This window comes from Roseburia rectibacter (assembly GCF_014287515.2).
In the GTDB taxonomy this organism is placed as follows: Bacteria; Bacillota; Clostridia; order Lachnospirales; family Lachnospiraceae; genus Roseburia; species Roseburia rectibacter.
This window is the reverse complement of the sequence record NZ_CP092473.1, coordinates 2,612,198-2,627,900: the sequence shown is the minus strand read 5'-3', so window position 1 is coordinate 2,627,900 and position 15,703 is coordinate 2,612,198. Positions and strand designations below refer to the sequence as shown.

General features: G+C 42.2%; 14 protein-coding genes. 13 read left to right on the top strand and 1 reads right to left on the bottom strand.

Annotation, left to right across the window (positions count from 1 at the left end):
• Positions 1-75 precede the first annotated feature (75 nt).
• The 11 genes from H8S51_RS12345 (at position 76) to holA (ending at position 12,808) form a co-directional block, all read left to right on the top strand.
• Entirely contained in the window at positions 76-537 is a 462-nt protein-coding gene (locus H8S51_RS12345) for a GNAT family N-acetyltransferase (protein WP_118209529.1), read from the top strand.
• A gap of 100 nt (positions 538-637) precedes the next feature.
• Positions 638-1,861 (top strand): bifunctional glutamate N-acetyltransferase/amino-acid acetyltransferase ArgJ, encoded by a 1,224-nt coding sequence (argJ, locus tag H8S51_RS12340; protein ID WP_117919498.1) that lies wholly within the window; start codon positions 638-640, stop codon positions 1,859-1,861.
• A 110-nt stretch (positions 1,862-1,971) separates the two neighbouring features.
• Positions 1,972-2,874 (top strand): acetylglutamate kinase, encoded by a 903-nt coding sequence (argB, locus tag H8S51_RS12335; protein WP_186899152.1) that lies wholly within the window; start codon positions 1,972-1,974, stop codon positions 2,872-2,874.
• A complete protein-coding gene (locus H8S51_RS12330; protein ID WP_186899153.1) occupies positions 2,867-4,060 on the top strand; it encodes an aspartate aminotransferase family protein in 1,194 nt (397 codons plus the stop codon). The genes argB and H8S51_RS12330 overlap by 8 nt, the downstream gene beginning before the upstream one ends.
• Positions 4,061-4,169: 109 nt before the next feature.
• Positions 4,170-5,375 (top strand): type 2 periplasmic-binding domain-containing protein, encoded by a 1,206-nt coding sequence (locus tag H8S51_RS12325; RefSeq protein WP_241070704.1) that lies wholly within the window; start codon positions 4,170-4,172, stop codon positions 5,373-5,375.
• 117 nt (positions 5,376-5,492) lie between these two features.
• Positions 5,493-6,146 (top strand): helix-hairpin-helix domain-containing protein, encoded by a 654-nt coding sequence (locus H8S51_RS12320; RefSeq protein ID WP_117919396.1) that lies wholly within the window; start codon positions 5,493-5,495, stop codon positions 6,144-6,146.
• A 1-nt stretch (position 6,147) separates the two neighbouring features.
• Positions 6,148-6,840 (top strand): response regulator transcription factor, encoded by a 693-nt coding sequence (locus H8S51_RS12315; RefSeq protein ID WP_006858401.1) that lies wholly within the window; start codon positions 6,148-6,150, stop codon positions 6,838-6,840.
• 12 nt (positions 6,841-6,852) lie between these two features.
• Positions 6,853-8,295 carry a sensor histidine kinase gene (locus H8S51_RS12310; RefSeq protein ID WP_117919393.1) on the top strand — a complete coding sequence of 481 codons (1,443 nt, stop codon included), beginning with the start codon at positions 6,853-6,855 and terminating at the stop codon, positions 8,293-8,295.
• A gap of 34 nt (positions 8,296-8,329) precedes the next feature.
• Positions 8,330-9,277 (top strand): GerMN domain-containing protein, encoded by a 948-nt coding sequence (locus H8S51_RS12305; protein WP_241070703.1) that lies wholly within the window; start codon positions 8,330-8,332, stop codon positions 9,275-9,277.
• Between the two features lies 1 nt (position 9,278).
• Positions 9,279-11,771 (top strand): DNA internalization-related competence protein ComEC/Rec2, encoded by a 2,493-nt coding sequence (locus H8S51_RS12300; protein ID WP_241070702.1) that lies wholly within the window; start codon positions 9,279-9,281, stop codon positions 11,769-11,771.
• Positions 11,772-11,821: 50 nt separating this feature from the next.
• On the top strand, positions 11,822-12,808 hold the full coding sequence (gene holA, locus H8S51_RS12295) for a DNA polymerase III subunit delta (RefSeq protein WP_117919390.1): 987 nt from the start codon (positions 11,822-11,824) through the stop codon (positions 12,806-12,808).
• A gap of 90 nt (positions 12,809-12,898) precedes the next feature.
• On the opposite strand, the gene rpsT is transcribed toward holA, so the two are convergent.
• On the bottom strand, positions 12,899-13,162 hold the full coding sequence (gene rpsT, locus H8S51_RS12290) for a 30S ribosomal protein S20 (RefSeq protein ID WP_022112069.1): 264 nt from the start codon (positions 13,160-13,162) through the stop codon (positions 12,899-12,901).
• 230 nt (positions 13,163-13,392) lie between these two features.
• Here rpsT and gpr point away from each other — a divergent pair, with 230 nt between their 5' ends.
• Entirely contained in the window at positions 13,393-14,352 is a 960-nt protein-coding gene (gene gpr, locus H8S51_RS12285) for a GPR endopeptidase (RefSeq protein WP_118209526.1), read from the top strand.
• Between the two features lie 49 nt (positions 14,353-14,401).
• A complete protein-coding gene (gene spoIIP, locus H8S51_RS12280; protein WP_186899154.1) occupies positions 14,402-15,703 on the top strand; it encodes a stage II sporulation protein P in 1,302 nt (433 codons plus the stop codon).

Below are 15,703 nucleotides of genomic sequence, written 5' to 3'. Positions count from 1 at the left end.
GGAGTCTGTGACTACAATTTTATGTGGTAAAAAATAACTGGATGAGACAGTTATGCTAGAAGAGGAATAAAAGACATGAAAGAGAACAAGGTAAATATCCGTGAGATGACAATGGAGGATTTTGAGGAGGTACATGCGCTGTGGATGGGAATCCACGGGTTTGGAATCCGGAGCATTGACGATTCGAAAGAAGGTGTGGAACGTTTTATCAGACGTAATCCGACTACCAGCATGGTGGCGTGCGAAAATGGCAGGATCGTCGGTGCGATTCTGTGTGGTCATGATGGAAGACGCGGATGTTTATATCATGTCTGCGTTCACGAAGATTACAGAAAGCAGGGCATTGGACAAAAGATGGTGGAGGCCTGTCTTGCAGCTTTAAAACGTGAACATGTCAATAAAGTAAATCTGATCGCCTTCAAAAAAAATGATGTTGGAAATCATTTCTGGCAGGGGATGGGATGGACATTCCGTGAGGATGTTAATTATTATGAATATGTCACAAATGAAGAAAACCAGACGGTATTTAATCCGTAAAAATACAATTTTCACACGCAGGATTTGAGCTACGCACAAACCTGAGATGCAAAAGAAAACTTTGTCTGCATTAGAAAGCAGTGCAGGAATGGAGGAAACGATGAAACAGATCAAAGGCGGAGTTACCGCAGCAAAAGGATTTGAAGCAGCAAGCACAGCAGCAGGAATCAAATATAAAGACAGAACAGATATGGCAATGATCTACAGCGAGGTTCCGTGTGCAGTGGCAGGTACATTTACCACAAATATTGTAAAGGCCGCTCCGGTAAAATGGGATCAGCATGTAGTCTATGACAGCAAAATGGCGCAGGCAGTTGTTGTCAATGCAGGTATCGCAAATGCATGTACCGGAGAAGAGGGAATGGGCTACTGTAAAGCAACCGCAGAAAAAGTAAACAATCTGCTTCATATCCCGACGGATGAGGTACTTGTGGCATCAACCGGAGTCATTGGTATGCAGCTTCCGATCGAACGTATCTGTGCGGGAGTTGAAACGATGGTTCCACAATTAAATGGCGATATCGAAAGCGGACATAAAGCTGCACTTGCGATCATGACAACGGATACGCATGAGAAAGAAGTGGCAGTTGAGATCGAACTTTCCGGTAAGACGGTCACGATCGGCGGCATGTGCAAAGGTTCCGGCATGATCCATCCGAATATGTGTACCATGTTAAGTTTTGTGACAACGGATGCTGCGATTTCACAGGAGTTGTTATTAGAAGCATTAAAAGCGGACGTGGAAGATACCTATAACATGATCTCTGTAGATGGCGATACATCCACAAATGACACCTGTCTTCTGCTGGCAAACGGAACGGCAGAAAATACAAAGATCACAGAGAAAAATGCGGATTATGAGACATTTACAAAAGCACTCCGTTTTGTCAACGAGACACTTGCAAAACAGATGGCAGGAGACGGAGAAGGTGCAACTGCATTGTTTGAAGTGAAAGTAGTCGGAGCTGAGACAAAAGAACAAGCAAAGATCTTAAGCAAATCCGTCATCACATCAAGCCTTACCAAGGCAGCTATCTATGGACATGATGCAAACTGGGGCAGAATCCTCTGTGCCATGGGCTACTCTGGTGCACAGTTTGATCCGGAAAAAGTAGACTTATTCTTTGAGAGTGCCGCAGGAAAAATGCAGATCATCAAAGACGGTGTCGCCGTCGATTACAGCGAAGAAGAAGCAACCAAAATCTTATCCGAGCCGGCAGTCACCGCCATCGCCGACATCAAAATGGGAGATGCAGAAGCTACCGCCTGGGGCTGCGATCTGACTTACGACTATGTAAAAATCAACGCCGACTACCGTTCATAAAAAGGCGTGCCTTCATTTTATCTGGCAGGTGGTCACAGCAAACAAAATATGGATAGAGTTTCGCACGGCAATATCAACATTTTATAGAGGGGAAGAGGAGAACCAAAGCAATGGAAGAAAATAACAATATGAAAGAAATTTTGCAGAAAGCCGAAGTGCTCATTGAAGCGCTCCCTTACATACAGCGTTTTAACCGTAAGATCATTGTGGTAAAATATGGTGGAAGCGCCATGGTAGATGAAGAATTAAAAAAACATGTCATCCAGGATGTTACCCTGTTAAAACTGGTTGGATTTAAACCAATTATTGTACACGGCGGTGGAAAAGAGATCAGCAAGTGGGTCGGAAAAGTCGGTATGGAGCCTGTATTTGTCAACGGACTGCGCAAAACAGACGAAGCGACCATGGAGATCGCTGAGATGGTGCTGAACAAAGTCAATAAGTCACTTGTGACACTGGTACAGGAACTTGGAGTAAATGCGGTCGGTATCAGTGGAAAAGATGGTGGACTTTTAAAAGTAGAGAAGAAATATTCAAACGGTGAGGATATCGGTTACGTTGGTGAAATCACTGAGGTAAATCCGCAGATCTTATATGATCTGTTAGAAAAAGATTTCCTGCCGATCATCTGTCCGGTCGGAATGGATGCAGAATACAACAGCTACAATATCAATGCGGATGATGCTGCATGTGCGATCGCAAAAGCAGTAAAGGCTGAAAAACTGGCATTTTTAACCGATATAGAGGGTGTTTACAAAGATCCGGAAGATAAAGATACCCTGATCTCTGAACTTCGTGTATCAGAAGCAAGAGAATTGATCGGGGATGGATTTATCGGTGGCGGCATGCTTCCGAAGTTAAATAACTGTATTGATGCAATCGAGAACGGTGTTTCAAGAGTCCATATCTTAGATGGACGTATCGCACACTGCCTGCTTCTTGAAATCTTTACAAACCGCGGAATCGGAACTGCTATATTAGGAGATAAGGAGACGAAGTTTTATTATGAATAAAGAAGGATATATAAGTGAAGCAGAGGAGAATATCCTCCATACATATAACCGGTTTTCATTGGTATTAGACCATGGAGAGGGAGTGTATCTGTACGATACAGATGGCAAAGAATATCTGGATTTCGCGGCAGGTATTGCTGTGCAGGCATTCGGATATGGTAATAAAGAGTATGGGGATGCATTAAAAACACAGATCGATAAAATTATGCATACGTCAAATCTTTATTATAATGTGCCGATCATCCATGCAGCAGAGCGGGTAAAAAAGGCAAGCGGTATGGACCGTGTATTCTTTACTAACAGTGGCACAGAAGCAATCGAAGGTGCGATCAAGGCTGCAAAAAAATATGCCTATACGAGAGATGGTCATGCAGGTCATGAGATCATTGCAATGAATCATTCTTTCCATGGAAGAAGCATCGGAGCGCTTTCCGTCACCGGCACTAAACATTACCAGGAACCGTTTGAACCACTGATGCCGGGTGTGAAATTTGCAGATTACAATGATCTCGACAGTGTGAAAAAGCTGATCACGGATAAAACCTGTGCGATCCTGTTTGAAACAGTACAGGGTGAGGGCGGTATTTATCCGGCGACGAAAGAGTTTATGGAAGGTGTAAGAAGCCTTTGTGATGAGCATGATATTTTACTGATATTAGATGAGATCCAGTGTGGTATGGGACGAACAGGAGAAATGTTTGCATGGCAGCATTATGGTGTGAAACCGGATATCATGACAAGTGCAAAAGCCCTTGGCTGCGGTGTACCGGTCGGAGCATTCATGATGACAGAGAGAGTAGCAGAAAAGTCCTTAAAACCGGGCGATCATGGAACAACTTATGGTGGAAATCCATTTGTAGGGGCTGCAGTTGACAAGGTGCTTGAGATGATGGAGCGCGACCATATCACGGATCATGTCAAAGAGATCGCACCATATCTGGAAGAAAAATTAGATGAACTGGTTGATTCTTATGATTTCTTAACGGCACGCAGAGGACTTGGACTGATGCAGGGCGTTGTATCCGAAAAACCGGTCGGACAGATCGCCGCAAAAGCACTTGAGGAAGGTCTGATCGTGATTACGGCGGGGGCGGATGTACTTCGTTTTGTACCGCCACTTATCATTGAGAAGAAACATGTAGATGAGATGATCGGAAAACTGAAAAAAGCTCTGGATCAGATGTAAGGATCATGGAATAGCTGACCTGTCTGCATGATTGATGAATGGATGAAAATAAGACTGCACACGGATGTGTGCAGTCTATTGTCGTAAAATGAGGAATAGGAAAGAGATTATGAAGAATGTACAGAAAAGAAGTGTAATTGCAGCCATAGTGGTATGTGCAGGAGCAGCCATTATGGCTGGTGTCGTTTCAAAACAGCCTGAAAAAGAAGCGGCATTTCGTTTGCCGGAAAAACAGACGGATGCAGAAGAACAACAGCCGGGTGCAGAAACAGATCCATATGATGCCGCAGAAACAGATCTGACGGTGTGGTATGAGGATGCATCTTATATGGATTTCTTTGAATATGCAGCAAGACAGTATTTTGCAAAGACCGGTGTTAAGGCAGTTTTTAAATGTCAGGATACATTAGATTATATCGGAATGATCTATGATGACACCATAAAAGGAGAGGATTATCCGGATGTTTATCTGCTGAATGGTGACGGACTTGAGGAGGCATATTTATATGGACTTGCCGCATTAAATGAGACACAAAAAGCATATGAAGGTGCATCACAAAAGGCATTGGAGGCTTCCTCTTACGAAGAAAAGCTGCTGGGATATCCGCTCAGTTATGATGCAAATGTGTTTGTTTATCAGAATGGATATTTTGAAAATCGGCCGGAATCACTGCAGGCAATTATTGATTATTCGAATGAGAATGAACCGGGTGAAAATGTGGAATACCTATTGGAGTGGGATGTAAATGATGCATTTTATGATTTCCCATTCATTGGCAACAGCGTGACATTTGAAAAAACAGCACCGGAAATGATGAATGTAACCTATGATGAGGATTTGTATCAGAAAGATCTTGAGTATTTTGAGACGATTCTTGGCTCATTTTCCCTGGATATCAATACAGTTTCCATGGACAGTATATTAGAACATTTTAAAGATGGAAAAACACTCTGTGCATTTGTGAACACAGATTCCCTGCAAAAATTAGATGATATATCTTATTCTGTGATGGAGATTCCGGCATTGAATGAGGAACTTCCATCTGTTGCATGTGCATCTACGGATATGCTGGTTGTTAATGATTTTTCAAAGAATGCGTCCGATGCAGCAGATTTTGCAGAGTTTGTGACTGTACAGCTTGCAGACGTGCTGCATGATATGAGTGGTCATTATTCCGTATTTTTATCGCAAAATGCGTCTGATGCGGAAAAAACTGCATATCAGGCATATGAGGATGCCATTTTACTGCCGGATTCCCAGGATGCAAAAGACTTCTGGGTAGGTTTAAAGGAAAAAATTGCCGAGTATTTTTAAATTTTATAAAAATAAATGAAATAAATTTTATACACTCTTGTAATAAATGAAAAATTTCGTTAAAATATAGAGAGTGGGCATTGAGGACTCCTTCTAATATAAGAGAAGGAGATGCTTATGATTAAAAAAATTATAAAAGTACTATGTTTTTCATGTTTCTGCCTGTTGGCAGCAGCATGTGGAGAAAGAGAAAACGTCTATTTTCAGACAGAAACATCTGTGGCTGGAACACAGCAGAACGAGGATGTGGCGGCGACAGAGATTATGGCAGAGAATAACGCGGATGATACACAGACGGCAGGGTCTGATAAAAAACGCTTTGTGTATATATGCGGAGCTGTAAATGTGCCAGGTGTTTATGAAGTGGAACAGAATGCAAGACTCTATGAGGTGGTTGAAGCTGCCGGTGGTCTGAGGGAGGATGCGGCAGAAGAGTCTGTCAATCAGGCACGTCAGATTGAGGACGGAGAGATGATACGCATCCTGACACAGGAAGAGGCAGCGCAGGCTGGTGATGAAGAAGCAGGGGAAGGGGCAGAGAATGACGTGAAAGCAGAAACAGCAAATGATTCAGACGGCAGGATCGATCTGAATCTTGCAACTGTGGCAGAACTCATGACGCTTCCCGGAATTGGTCAGGCAAAAGCGGACAGTATTGTCCGTTACCGCGAGAAGAATGGTGCTTTTTCTTCTATAGAGGAGATCAAGCAGGTAGAGGGAATCAAAGAGGGCGTTTATAATCGAATAAAAGATAATATAAAGGTGAAGTAAAATGGCAAAAAAGGTTCTTGTTGTAGATGATGAAAAGTTAATTGTAAAGGGTATCCGGTTCAGCCTTGAACAGGACGGAATGGAAGTAGACTGCGCATATGACGGGGAAGAAGCATTAAAAATGGCAACCGAAAATGCTTATGATATGGTGCTGCTTGATATCATGCTTCCGAAGATGGACGGATTTGAAGTATGCCAGCACATCAGGGAGTTTTCTAATATGCCGATCGTCATGCTTACCGCAAAGGGAGATGACATGGATAAGATCTTAGGTCTGGAGTATGGCGCAGATGATTATATCACAAAACCATTTAATATCCTTGAAGTAAAAGCAAGAATTAAGGCGATCATGCGGCGTACAGCAGCAAGTCAGCCGAAAAAAGAGGACAGCAAAGTCATAGAAGCGGGAGATCTGAAATTAGACTGTGAGAGTAGGAGACTCTTTATTTTAGGAAAAGAAGTGAATCTTACTGCAAAAGAGTTTGATCTGTTAGAACTTCTTGTCAATAACCCAAACAAAGTCTATGGCAGGGAGAACCTTTTGAATCTTGTGTGGGGATACGAATATCCGGGAGATGTGCGTACAGTGGATGTTCATGTGAGACGTCTGAGAGAAAAGATCGAGAGTAATCCGAGTGAGCCGAAGTATGTGCATACCAAATGGGGTGTTGGATATTATTATTCTCAGAATTAGTAAGGTGCAGCCATGACGAAATTAAAAAAATTTACCGATTTTCTGAACAGCCTGAGATTCAGGCTGATTCTTTTACTTATTCTTATAGGTGTGATACCGTGTGTTCTGTTACGGATTGGGATGCTGAATTCATATGAAAACAGGGCTGTTTCACTTCGAACCAGTGAAATCTTAAGTCAGGCGAAAATTTTAGCAAATCAGATCGTGTCAAATGATTATCTGGAAAATTCCGGTTCTCCTACTATCAATGCGCAGTTAGAGCAGCTTTCTACTATTTATGACGGACGTGTCATGATCATCAGCGACACGTTTCAGGTAGTGAAAGATACTTATAAGCTCGATGAAAAAAAGACGATCATTTCAGAGGAAGTCATTAAGAGTTTTTATGGAGAAGAGATTACAAAATATGATTCGAAATATCGTTATATTGAGATGACGATACCACTTGTGCGCACAGATCAGGAAAACGAAAGCAGACAGGTGATCGGTGTCATGATGGTAAGTGTATCGACGGACACAATCAGTCTGAATTTAGAATATCTTGCAACCAATACAAGGATTATTGAATTGATCTGTATTTTTTCGGTTATTTTTGCGAGTGTGATCATTGCAGGGCAGATGGTGAAACCATTTCATAAGATGTCAAAATCGATCGATGAGATTCAGACAGGTTATGGAGAGGATGCACTTTCTGTCAATGATTATACAGAAACCAGAATGATCAGTGAGAAGTTTAATAAAATGTTGGGAAGGATGAAGGTGTTAGACGATTCGAGACAGGAATTTGTATCGAATGTGTCGCATGAATTAAAAACACCGCTTACTTCCATGAAGGTGCTGGCGGATTCCATCAACAGTATGGAGGATGCTCCGATAGAGCTTTATAAAGAGTTTATGGGAGATATCGGTAACGAGGTGGATCGTGAGACGAAGATTATCAATGATCTGCTTTCCCTGGTCAAGATGGACAAGGCAGCAGGGGATTTAAATATCACGAATATTAATATTAATGAATTGTTAGAGCAGATTTTAAAACGCCTGCGTCCGATCGCAGATAAGCAGAAAGTGGAGCTTGTGCTTGAGAGTTTCCGGCCGGTCAGTGCTGATGTCGATGAGGTCAAGATCACGCTTGCCTTTACCAACCTGATTGAAAATGCGATCAAGTATAACAAAGAAGATGGCTGGGTACATGTTTCGCTGAATGCTGATCATCAGTATTTTTATCTGAAAGTTGAGGATTCCGGAATCGGAATACCGGAAGATTCCTTAGAACATATTTATGAACGTTTTTACCGCGTGGACAAGTCACATTCCAGAGAGATCGGTGGAACAGGACTTGGTCTTGCCATAACGCGAAATGCAGTGCTGATGCATCGTGGTGCGATCAAGGTATTCAGTACAGAGGGAGAGGGAACGATCTTTAATGTTCGTATTCCGCTCAACTATATTTCATAACAGATTGGATCTATTGAAAATGAAAGGTCAGATTATGGATAAAAAAATAATTATCCTGTTGTCAGGATTTATTCTGGCAGTTATTTTGCTGACAGGATGTGGAAACAATGAGGTAGCCAGTGAATATCATATTGAATATCTGAATAAAGAAAAAACAAAAATCGTAGATGTTCCTTATGAGCCACAGGCTTCCGATACGCAAGGTTTGATCGAAGAATTTTTAGCAAAGTTAAGCTCGGATTCTGACAATGTTGAGTACCGTAAACCGATACCAAACGGGGTGGAGGTTACCGATTATTCACTTGACGGTGTAATGCTTTCGATTCATTTTGATGCAGATTACAGCAGTATGGCAGAGGTGGAGGAGGTATTGTGCCGGGCAGCAGTTGTTCTTACAATGACGCAGATTCCTGGGGTGGACTGCGTATCATTTTATGTGGCGGACGCACCACTTACGGACGTCAGAGGCAATATTGTCGGAAGTATGAATCAGGACAGCTTTATTGAGAATCCGGGGGAACAGATTAATTCCATTCAGTGTACGACATTAAAACTTTATTTTGCAAATGAAGCCGGTGATGGTCTGGTAGAAGAGACAAGAAGTGACGTATATTACAGCAGCAATGTGTCAATGGAAAAACTGATCATGGAACAGCTACTGGAGGGACCACAGACAGAGGGGGCGAAGTCTGCAATCCCGGCAGGAACAAAACTGATCAATGTATCAGTGGTGGATGGTGTCTGCTATGTGAGTCTGGATGAAAACTTTAAAAATCAGGATTATCAGGTAAATGAGGCAGTTGTCATTTATTCAATCGTGGATTCCCTGACAGAATTGTCTACGATCAGTAAAGTACAGATCTCAGTCAACGGAGATACCAGTGGCACTTACCGTGATAATTTTAAATTGAGCGACATGTATGACAGGAATCTTGATTATGTCGTTACACTGGAGGAGACAGGAACAACAGAGGAGGAGTAGATTGGGGAAAAGACCATTTTTGGAAATGGCGGCCGGGTTTATCTGCGGTATTTTCATTGCAGTATATGGAAAACCGTGGATGATCGTGCCCGGATGTATTGGAATTTTGTTATGGACGGCAATCCTGGCGGGATATAGTCTGGGGCGGCCGGAGAATGACAGATATCCTGCCTGGAAGCGGCGATGCTGCGTGGGGGTGTTATGTGCGGCATTTTTTTCCCTGGGCTGGTATCATTGCCGGGCGGTGCAGGCGGCAGAAAATCAGTATTTGCCGTATTTAGAGGATGGAAAAGAAATCTTCTTAAAAGGAAAGATTGCAGGCAAAGAACAAAAAAAGGAACAGTACTTATACTATATGTCATCCTGTCAGATCAGACAGGATCTTAAAATCAAAGAATGGCAGAGGGTATCTGCAAACGTCATTATCTATTGTGAGTCCGACACATATTCTATCGGACAAACGCTTGTATTACATGGAAAAACAAAATTATTTAACCGGGCACGCAACGAGGGAAACTTTGATCAGGCGGCTTATTATAAAGCGCGGGGAATCTCATTTGCTGTAAATGATGTGGATGTAAAGAATGCATACGGAAAAAGGGATCGCATTGCAGAGACAATGTATGGATGGAAATATTACCTTGCTGGTGTGTATGAGTGCGCACTTGGAGCACGGGAGGGTGGAATTTTAAATACGATGCTTCTGGGAGAGAAAAATCTTTTGGATGCAGAGATAAAACAGCTTTACCGTACGTCCGGAATTTCACATATTCTGGCGATATCAGGTCTGCATATATCTATGATCGGTATGACATTTTACCGTTTTTTGCGAAAGAGAAGTCTTGGTTTCTGGGGAGCGGGAATTTTTGCAGCAGTTTTTATGGTTTCATATGGTCTGATGACAGGAATGGGATATTCGTCTTTCCGGGCAGTCAGTATGTTTTGTATTCTTCTGCTGGCACAGGCAGTGGGACGAAGCTATGATTCGTTAAATGCAATGGGTTTTGCAGCACTGCTCATTCTGTGGAAACAGCCGTTTGCACTATGTGATGCAGGTTTTCAGTTTTCGTTTATTGCGGTATCTGGTGTGGTCTGGGCTGGAAAAATCGTTCAAAGTGCATACCAGGGGCATGTATTGTTACAGAAAATTGCTATGGGATTCGTACTTCAGCTTGTAATACTGCCGGTCACAGCGTGGTACTTTTTTGAAATTCCGGTATATGCGATGCTGATAAATCTGCTTGTGCTGCCGTTTGTCGGTATTGCGCTGGCATCAGGGATAGCGGGAGGCCTGCTGGGAAGTGTCGTGATACCAAAGACGGCAGTGTTATCCGGGGGATCACTGGTTTCTGCTATAGAAACCCTGCCGCATATGTACAACGGTATGGGATGGAAATGGAAGATGGTACGTATCGTATTGTTACCATGTCATGTGATCTTAAGCGGCTGTGAAAAAATCTGTACGATCGCATCGGATCTGCCCAAAGCAATGGTAATTACAGGAAGACCATCCGCAGTAAGAATAGTGCTATATTATCTGTTGCTGCTTGGAGGACTTTTTTTACTTTTCTGTGTGACAAAACGACAGGAAAAAGAGTCACATGGGTGGATACCTTTTATCTGTGGTTTTAGTCTGCTTGTTTTTTTGTTTGTACCATTTCAAAAAGACATGAAACTCACTGTGCTTGATGTCGGACAGGGTGACGGAATTTATCTGCATACGGACAATGGATATGATGTTTTTATAGACGGTGGAAGTACGGATGTGCAGAGTGTGGGAAAATACCGCATCTTACCATATTTAAAGTCAAATGGTGTAAAAGAAATCGATTATTGGTTTGTATCCCACACGGATCAGGATCATATATCCGGTCTGTCGGAACTTTTTGAAGAAAGATACAGGATCAGAAATCTCGTATTTTGGAGGGGAATGGTACAGGATGAAAGTTATAAGAAGCTGGTTTTGCTTGCAAAAGAACATGGAACAAATATATGTACAATGAACCGTGAGGATATATTATTTCTTGGAGAAGGAAAGATAACAGCCATTTCACCGGAATACTATGCAGGAGATGAAAAAAGGAGTGATACATCTGCGGATAAAAATGAGGAATCACTTGTGCTATTATATGAGGAAAAAGGTTTTTCGGCACTGTTTACCGGCGATATAGGGGAAATGCAGGAAAAAAAGATTTTAAACTGGTTAAAAGTTTCTGATATCGATTTTTACAAGGCAGCTCACCATGGCTCAAAATATTCAAATACAAGATCATTTTTGAACGCAGTATCGCCGCGGATTTCTGTTATTTCCTGTGCGAAAAGGAACCGGTATGGTCATCCGGGCAAAGAAGCGGTTGAAAATATAAAAGATACGGGAAGTTCCTTGTTTTATACGATGGAAGATGGTCAGATCACTGTGACACGGTCAAAGAAACATGCGCTTACAGTACAAAAATATCTGGTGCCGGATAAGCAGTTTGTATTTGTAAGGTAATGTATGCTATACTGTGATAAAGCGAAACGGACAAAAAGGGATGGAATAAAATGAAAACGATTGATGAGGATATTAAGAGCGGAAATTTCAAACAGATCTATCTGTTGTATGGAACGGAAGCATATTTAAAGAAACAATACAAAGATAAACTGAAAAATGCAATGGCAGCGCCGGATGATACCATGAATTTTACGAGGTTTGAAGGGAAAAATATCAATCCGAAAGAAGTGATCGATCTTGCCGAGACACTGCCTTTTTTTGCGGATAAAAGAGTCATACTGATCGAGGACAGTGGCTTTTTTAAAAGTTCCTGTGAGGATCTTGCCGAATATCTGTCACAGGTGGCGCCAGCGACACATTTTATCTTTGTGGAGGAGGAAGCAGATAAGCGTTCGAAAATGTATAAAGCGGTTAAAAATAATGGAAAAATCGTAGAATTTTCGGCACAGAGTGAGGAACTTTTGACACGCTGGATTCTGACGAGACTAAAGAAAGAGGGGAAAAATATCACCGGTTCTGTGATGCAGCTATTTTTAAGCAGGACAGGAACGGACATGGGAAATATCGACAGGGAATTAGAGAAGCTGATCTGTTATGCTCTGGATCGAGATGTGATCACAACGGAAGATGTGATGGCAGTTACGACAGAACAGACCACCAATAAGATATTTGAGATGGTCAATGCGATAGCGGAGCATAACAAACGCAGAGCACTGGATCTTTACTATGATCTTCTGACGTTGAAAGAACCGCCGATGCGTATCATGTTTCTGATCACCAGACAGTTTCAGATCCTTTTGAATGTGCGTGATATGGCAGGACGAGGGATGGACAACCAGACAATCGCGAAAAATGCAGGAATACCTCCGTTTGCAGTAAAAAAGAATATTTCACAGGCAAAAGGATTTACGATGGCACAGTTGAAGATGGCGCTTTATGATGGAGTGGATTTAGAAGAGTCTGTAAAAACAGGGCGGATGAATGACCAGATGGCAGTGGAACTTTTTATCATGAAGTACAGCAGTACGAAGAGATAAGTCAAAAAAAACACCAGTATGACGGTACTGGTGTTTTTTATTATGTGGTCGGGTTAAAACCACATACAAGTTTTATCTATGTTTCAAAAATTAAGCTAATCCGTTAACAAGTTTTGTTAAACGGGAAACTTTTCTAGCAGAATTGTTCTTGTGGTAAATTCCTTTAGAAGAAGCGCTCTCGATGGTTGAGATAGCAACTGTTAAAGCAGCTTTTGCAGCCTCTTTATCATTTGCAGCCACTGCAGCCTCAACTTTTTTAATAGAAGTCTTAACTTCGCTTCTGATCGCTTTGTTTCTAGCAGCTCTTGTCTCTGTTACTAAAATTCTTTTCTTTGCAGATTTAATGTTAGCCAATCCGTACACCTCCAATTTGTAATCGTTATTGTTCATGATTGTTACATTAAAGCCGGACACGGACAGTTCAATGTAAACATACTGGTATATTATAGGTCAGTATATTTTTGTTGTCAAGTATAAAACAGCAAAATAATGAGAAATTATGGATATTTTTTTCACAGATTTGAAATAATATAGGCAGAGATAACAGATGCCGGGAGCAGGGCATTGGGATATAGGGGGAATTTATGTATCAGATCCGGACAGATTTAGCACTTGAAACGCAGGAAAAAATGCAGGAAGATCATGTTGATTTAAAGGGAGTCCGCTTTTTAGAAGAGAAAGTAGATAAAAATATCACGATCAGCACAGTGGTCATTGAAACAGAAAACGGTGCAAAGACGATGGGAAAACCAAAGGGAACCTATATTACGATCGAGGCGGGAAATATGGATGAGGAGGACGAGGATTACCACAGAGAGATATCTGTGCAGCTTGCACAGATCATTCGTAAGCTGATACGGGACAGAAAAGAAGAAATGTCAGTGTTGGTTGTAGGACTTGGAAACCGTGAAGTTACACCAGATGCGTTAGGCCCCCGTGTGGTGGACAACCTGTTTATCACAAGACACATTATAAAAGAGTATGGAAAATATGCATTCGGGGAAAAAAATGTAAACCGGATCAGCAGCATCGTACCGGGAGTTATGGCACAGACGGGGATGGAAAGCCTTGAGATCATTCACGGGATCATTGATGAGACAAAACCGGATATTGTCATTGTTATTGATGCGTTAGCTGCGCGGAGTACCAAAAGGTTAAACCGGACGATCCAGGTTACAGATACCGGAATTAACCCAGGCAGCGGAGTTGGAAATCACAGACACGGCCTGAATAAAAAGAGTCTAGGGGTTCCGGTGATCTCAATCGGGATACCGACGGTTGTGGATGCTGCGACCATCGTCAATGACACGATGTTTAATCTGATCGCAGCTATGAGCCAGAGCAGAGCTTTTGATAAGCTGGGAGATTCGTTAAAGGAACTGAATGATGGGGAAAAATATGAATTGATCAGGGAACTGCTCTCACCGAATTTAAATGCGATGTTTGTGACACCAAAAGATATCGATGAGTCAGTGAAAAGATTAAGTTTCACGATCTCTGAGGGCATCAATATCGCATTTATGGGTGAAATGCTGCCGGTATAAATGGATGGGATACTGACATAATGAAAATTGAAAGAGCATACAGTGTAGTATGTATGCTTATCGTTATCGGTCTTTAAAAAAGAAAAAAATAAAAGCAGCCGTCTGGCTATGGATATTGTTATCGGCTTTCATTGCGCTGCTGATACAGACAGATAAATCCTTTCTGACAAAACTGGGAGAGGAGGGGGCAGAAAGCTGTTGTGAAAAAGTACTTGAATTTTATCTTCCCGGCCTGTCATACAGCATAAAGGATGAAAATGAGTGGTCTTTGGTGGAAAAAGTGATCGGTGTACTTTTTTCGGAGGAGGATGTCAATACAGAAAGTGAATCATATAAAACCCAGATCGAGAGTGATCTGTCTTATGAGACAATCTTAGCGCGGGAGGCTGCAGATGAAAACTATGTGGATGAAAAGACTGGGAAAGTGATACCATCTGTCGGAAGCGCAGATGGTACGAGCCTGCCAGATGATGAAAAAGAGGTTGAGAATACAAAAGAGAATGTGGAAGAACAAGACATGGCACAAGATCAGACTTTGAAAGATACAGACAGTAAAGAAGCGGCAGCAGTGGCAGATGGTAAAGTGGTCACGTTTGCCAGGGAAAAGCTGGATGATTTTGATTATCTGATCCAGAATTTTTATCAGGTAGATAATACGACAACAATCGGGAGCACACAGCTTAATGCAGATGCCCTGCTTGGAAAGGATGTGCGTTTAAGCCATGATGCATCCACACCGCAGATTCTGATCTATCACACACATTCACAGGAAGGATATGCAGATTCTGTCCCTGGTGATGCTTCCATGACGGTGGTGGGTGTCGGAGATTATCTGACAGAGCTTCTGACACAAAAATATGGTTTTTCTGTTATCCACCACACGGGGCAGTATGATGTCGGAGACAGAGATCATGCTTATGCAAAAGCGGGGCCTGCGTTAGAACAGATTTTAGCGGAGAATCAGAGTATTGAGGTTGTGATCGATCTGCATCGTGACGGCGTTGGGGACAATACAAGGCTGGTGACAGAACAAAACGGTGTGCAGATGGCACAGGTGATGTTTTTTAATGGGTTAAGCCGTACGACGAAAACAGGTGATATCGAATATCTGTATAATCCTTATATCGCAGATAATCTGGCGGTATCGTTTCAGATGCAGCTAAAGGCGGCGGAATATTATCCGGGATTTACCAGAAGAATTTACCTGAAAGGGTACCGCTACAATATGCACTATTGCCCGAAAACGCTCCTGATTGAGGTTGGGGCACAGACGAATACACTCGAAGAAGCAAAAAATGCAATGGTGCCGCTTGCTGATCTGCTCAATAAAGTATTGACGGGACCACAGTAG

What these genes read in the sequence shown, in the direction of transcription:
- H8S51_RS12345 (WP_118209529.1), top strand. Translation starts at nt 76, where the DNA reads ATGAAAGAGAACAAGGTAAATATCCGTGAGATGACAATGGAGGATTTT.
- argJ (WP_117919498.1), top strand. Translation starts at nt 638, where the DNA reads ATGAAACAGATCAAAGGCGGAGTTACCGCAGCAAAAGGATTTGAAGCA.
- argB (WP_186899152.1), top strand. Translation starts at nt 1,972, where the DNA reads ATGGAAGAAAATAACAATATGAAAGAAATTTTGCAGAAAGCCGAAGTG.
- H8S51_RS12330 (WP_186899153.1), top strand. Translation starts at nt 2,867, where the DNA reads ATGAATAAAGAAGGATATATAAGTGAAGCAGAGGAGAATATCCTCCAT.
- H8S51_RS12325 (WP_241070704.1), top strand. Translation starts at nt 4,170, where the DNA reads ATGAAGAATGTACAGAAAAGAAGTGTAATTGCAGCCATAGTGGTATGT.
- H8S51_RS12320 (WP_117919396.1), top strand. Translation starts at nt 5,493, where the DNA reads ATGATTAAAAAAATTATAAAAGTACTATGTTTTTCATGTTTCTGCCTG.
- H8S51_RS12315 (WP_006858401.1), top strand. Translation starts at nt 6,148, where the DNA reads ATGGCAAAAAAGGTTCTTGTTGTAGATGATGAAAAGTTAATTGTAAAG.
- H8S51_RS12310 (WP_117919393.1), top strand. Translation starts at nt 6,853, where the DNA reads ATGACGAAATTAAAAAAATTTACCGATTTTCTGAACAGCCTGAGATTC.
- H8S51_RS12305 (WP_241070703.1), top strand. Translation starts at nt 8,330, where the DNA reads ATGGATAAAAAAATAATTATCCTGTTGTCAGGATTTATTCTGGCAGTT.
- holA (WP_117919390.1), top strand. Translation starts at nt 11,822, where the DNA reads ATGAAAACGATTGATGAGGATATTAAGAGCGGAAATTTCAAACAGATC.
- gpr (WP_118209526.1), top strand. Translation starts at nt 13,393, where the DNA reads ATGTATCAGATCCGGACAGATTTAGCACTTGAAACGCAGGAAAAAATG.
- spoIIP (WP_186899154.1), top strand. Translation starts at nt 14,402, where the DNA reads ATGTATGCTTATCGTTATCGGTCTTTAAAAAAGAAAAAAATAAAAGCA.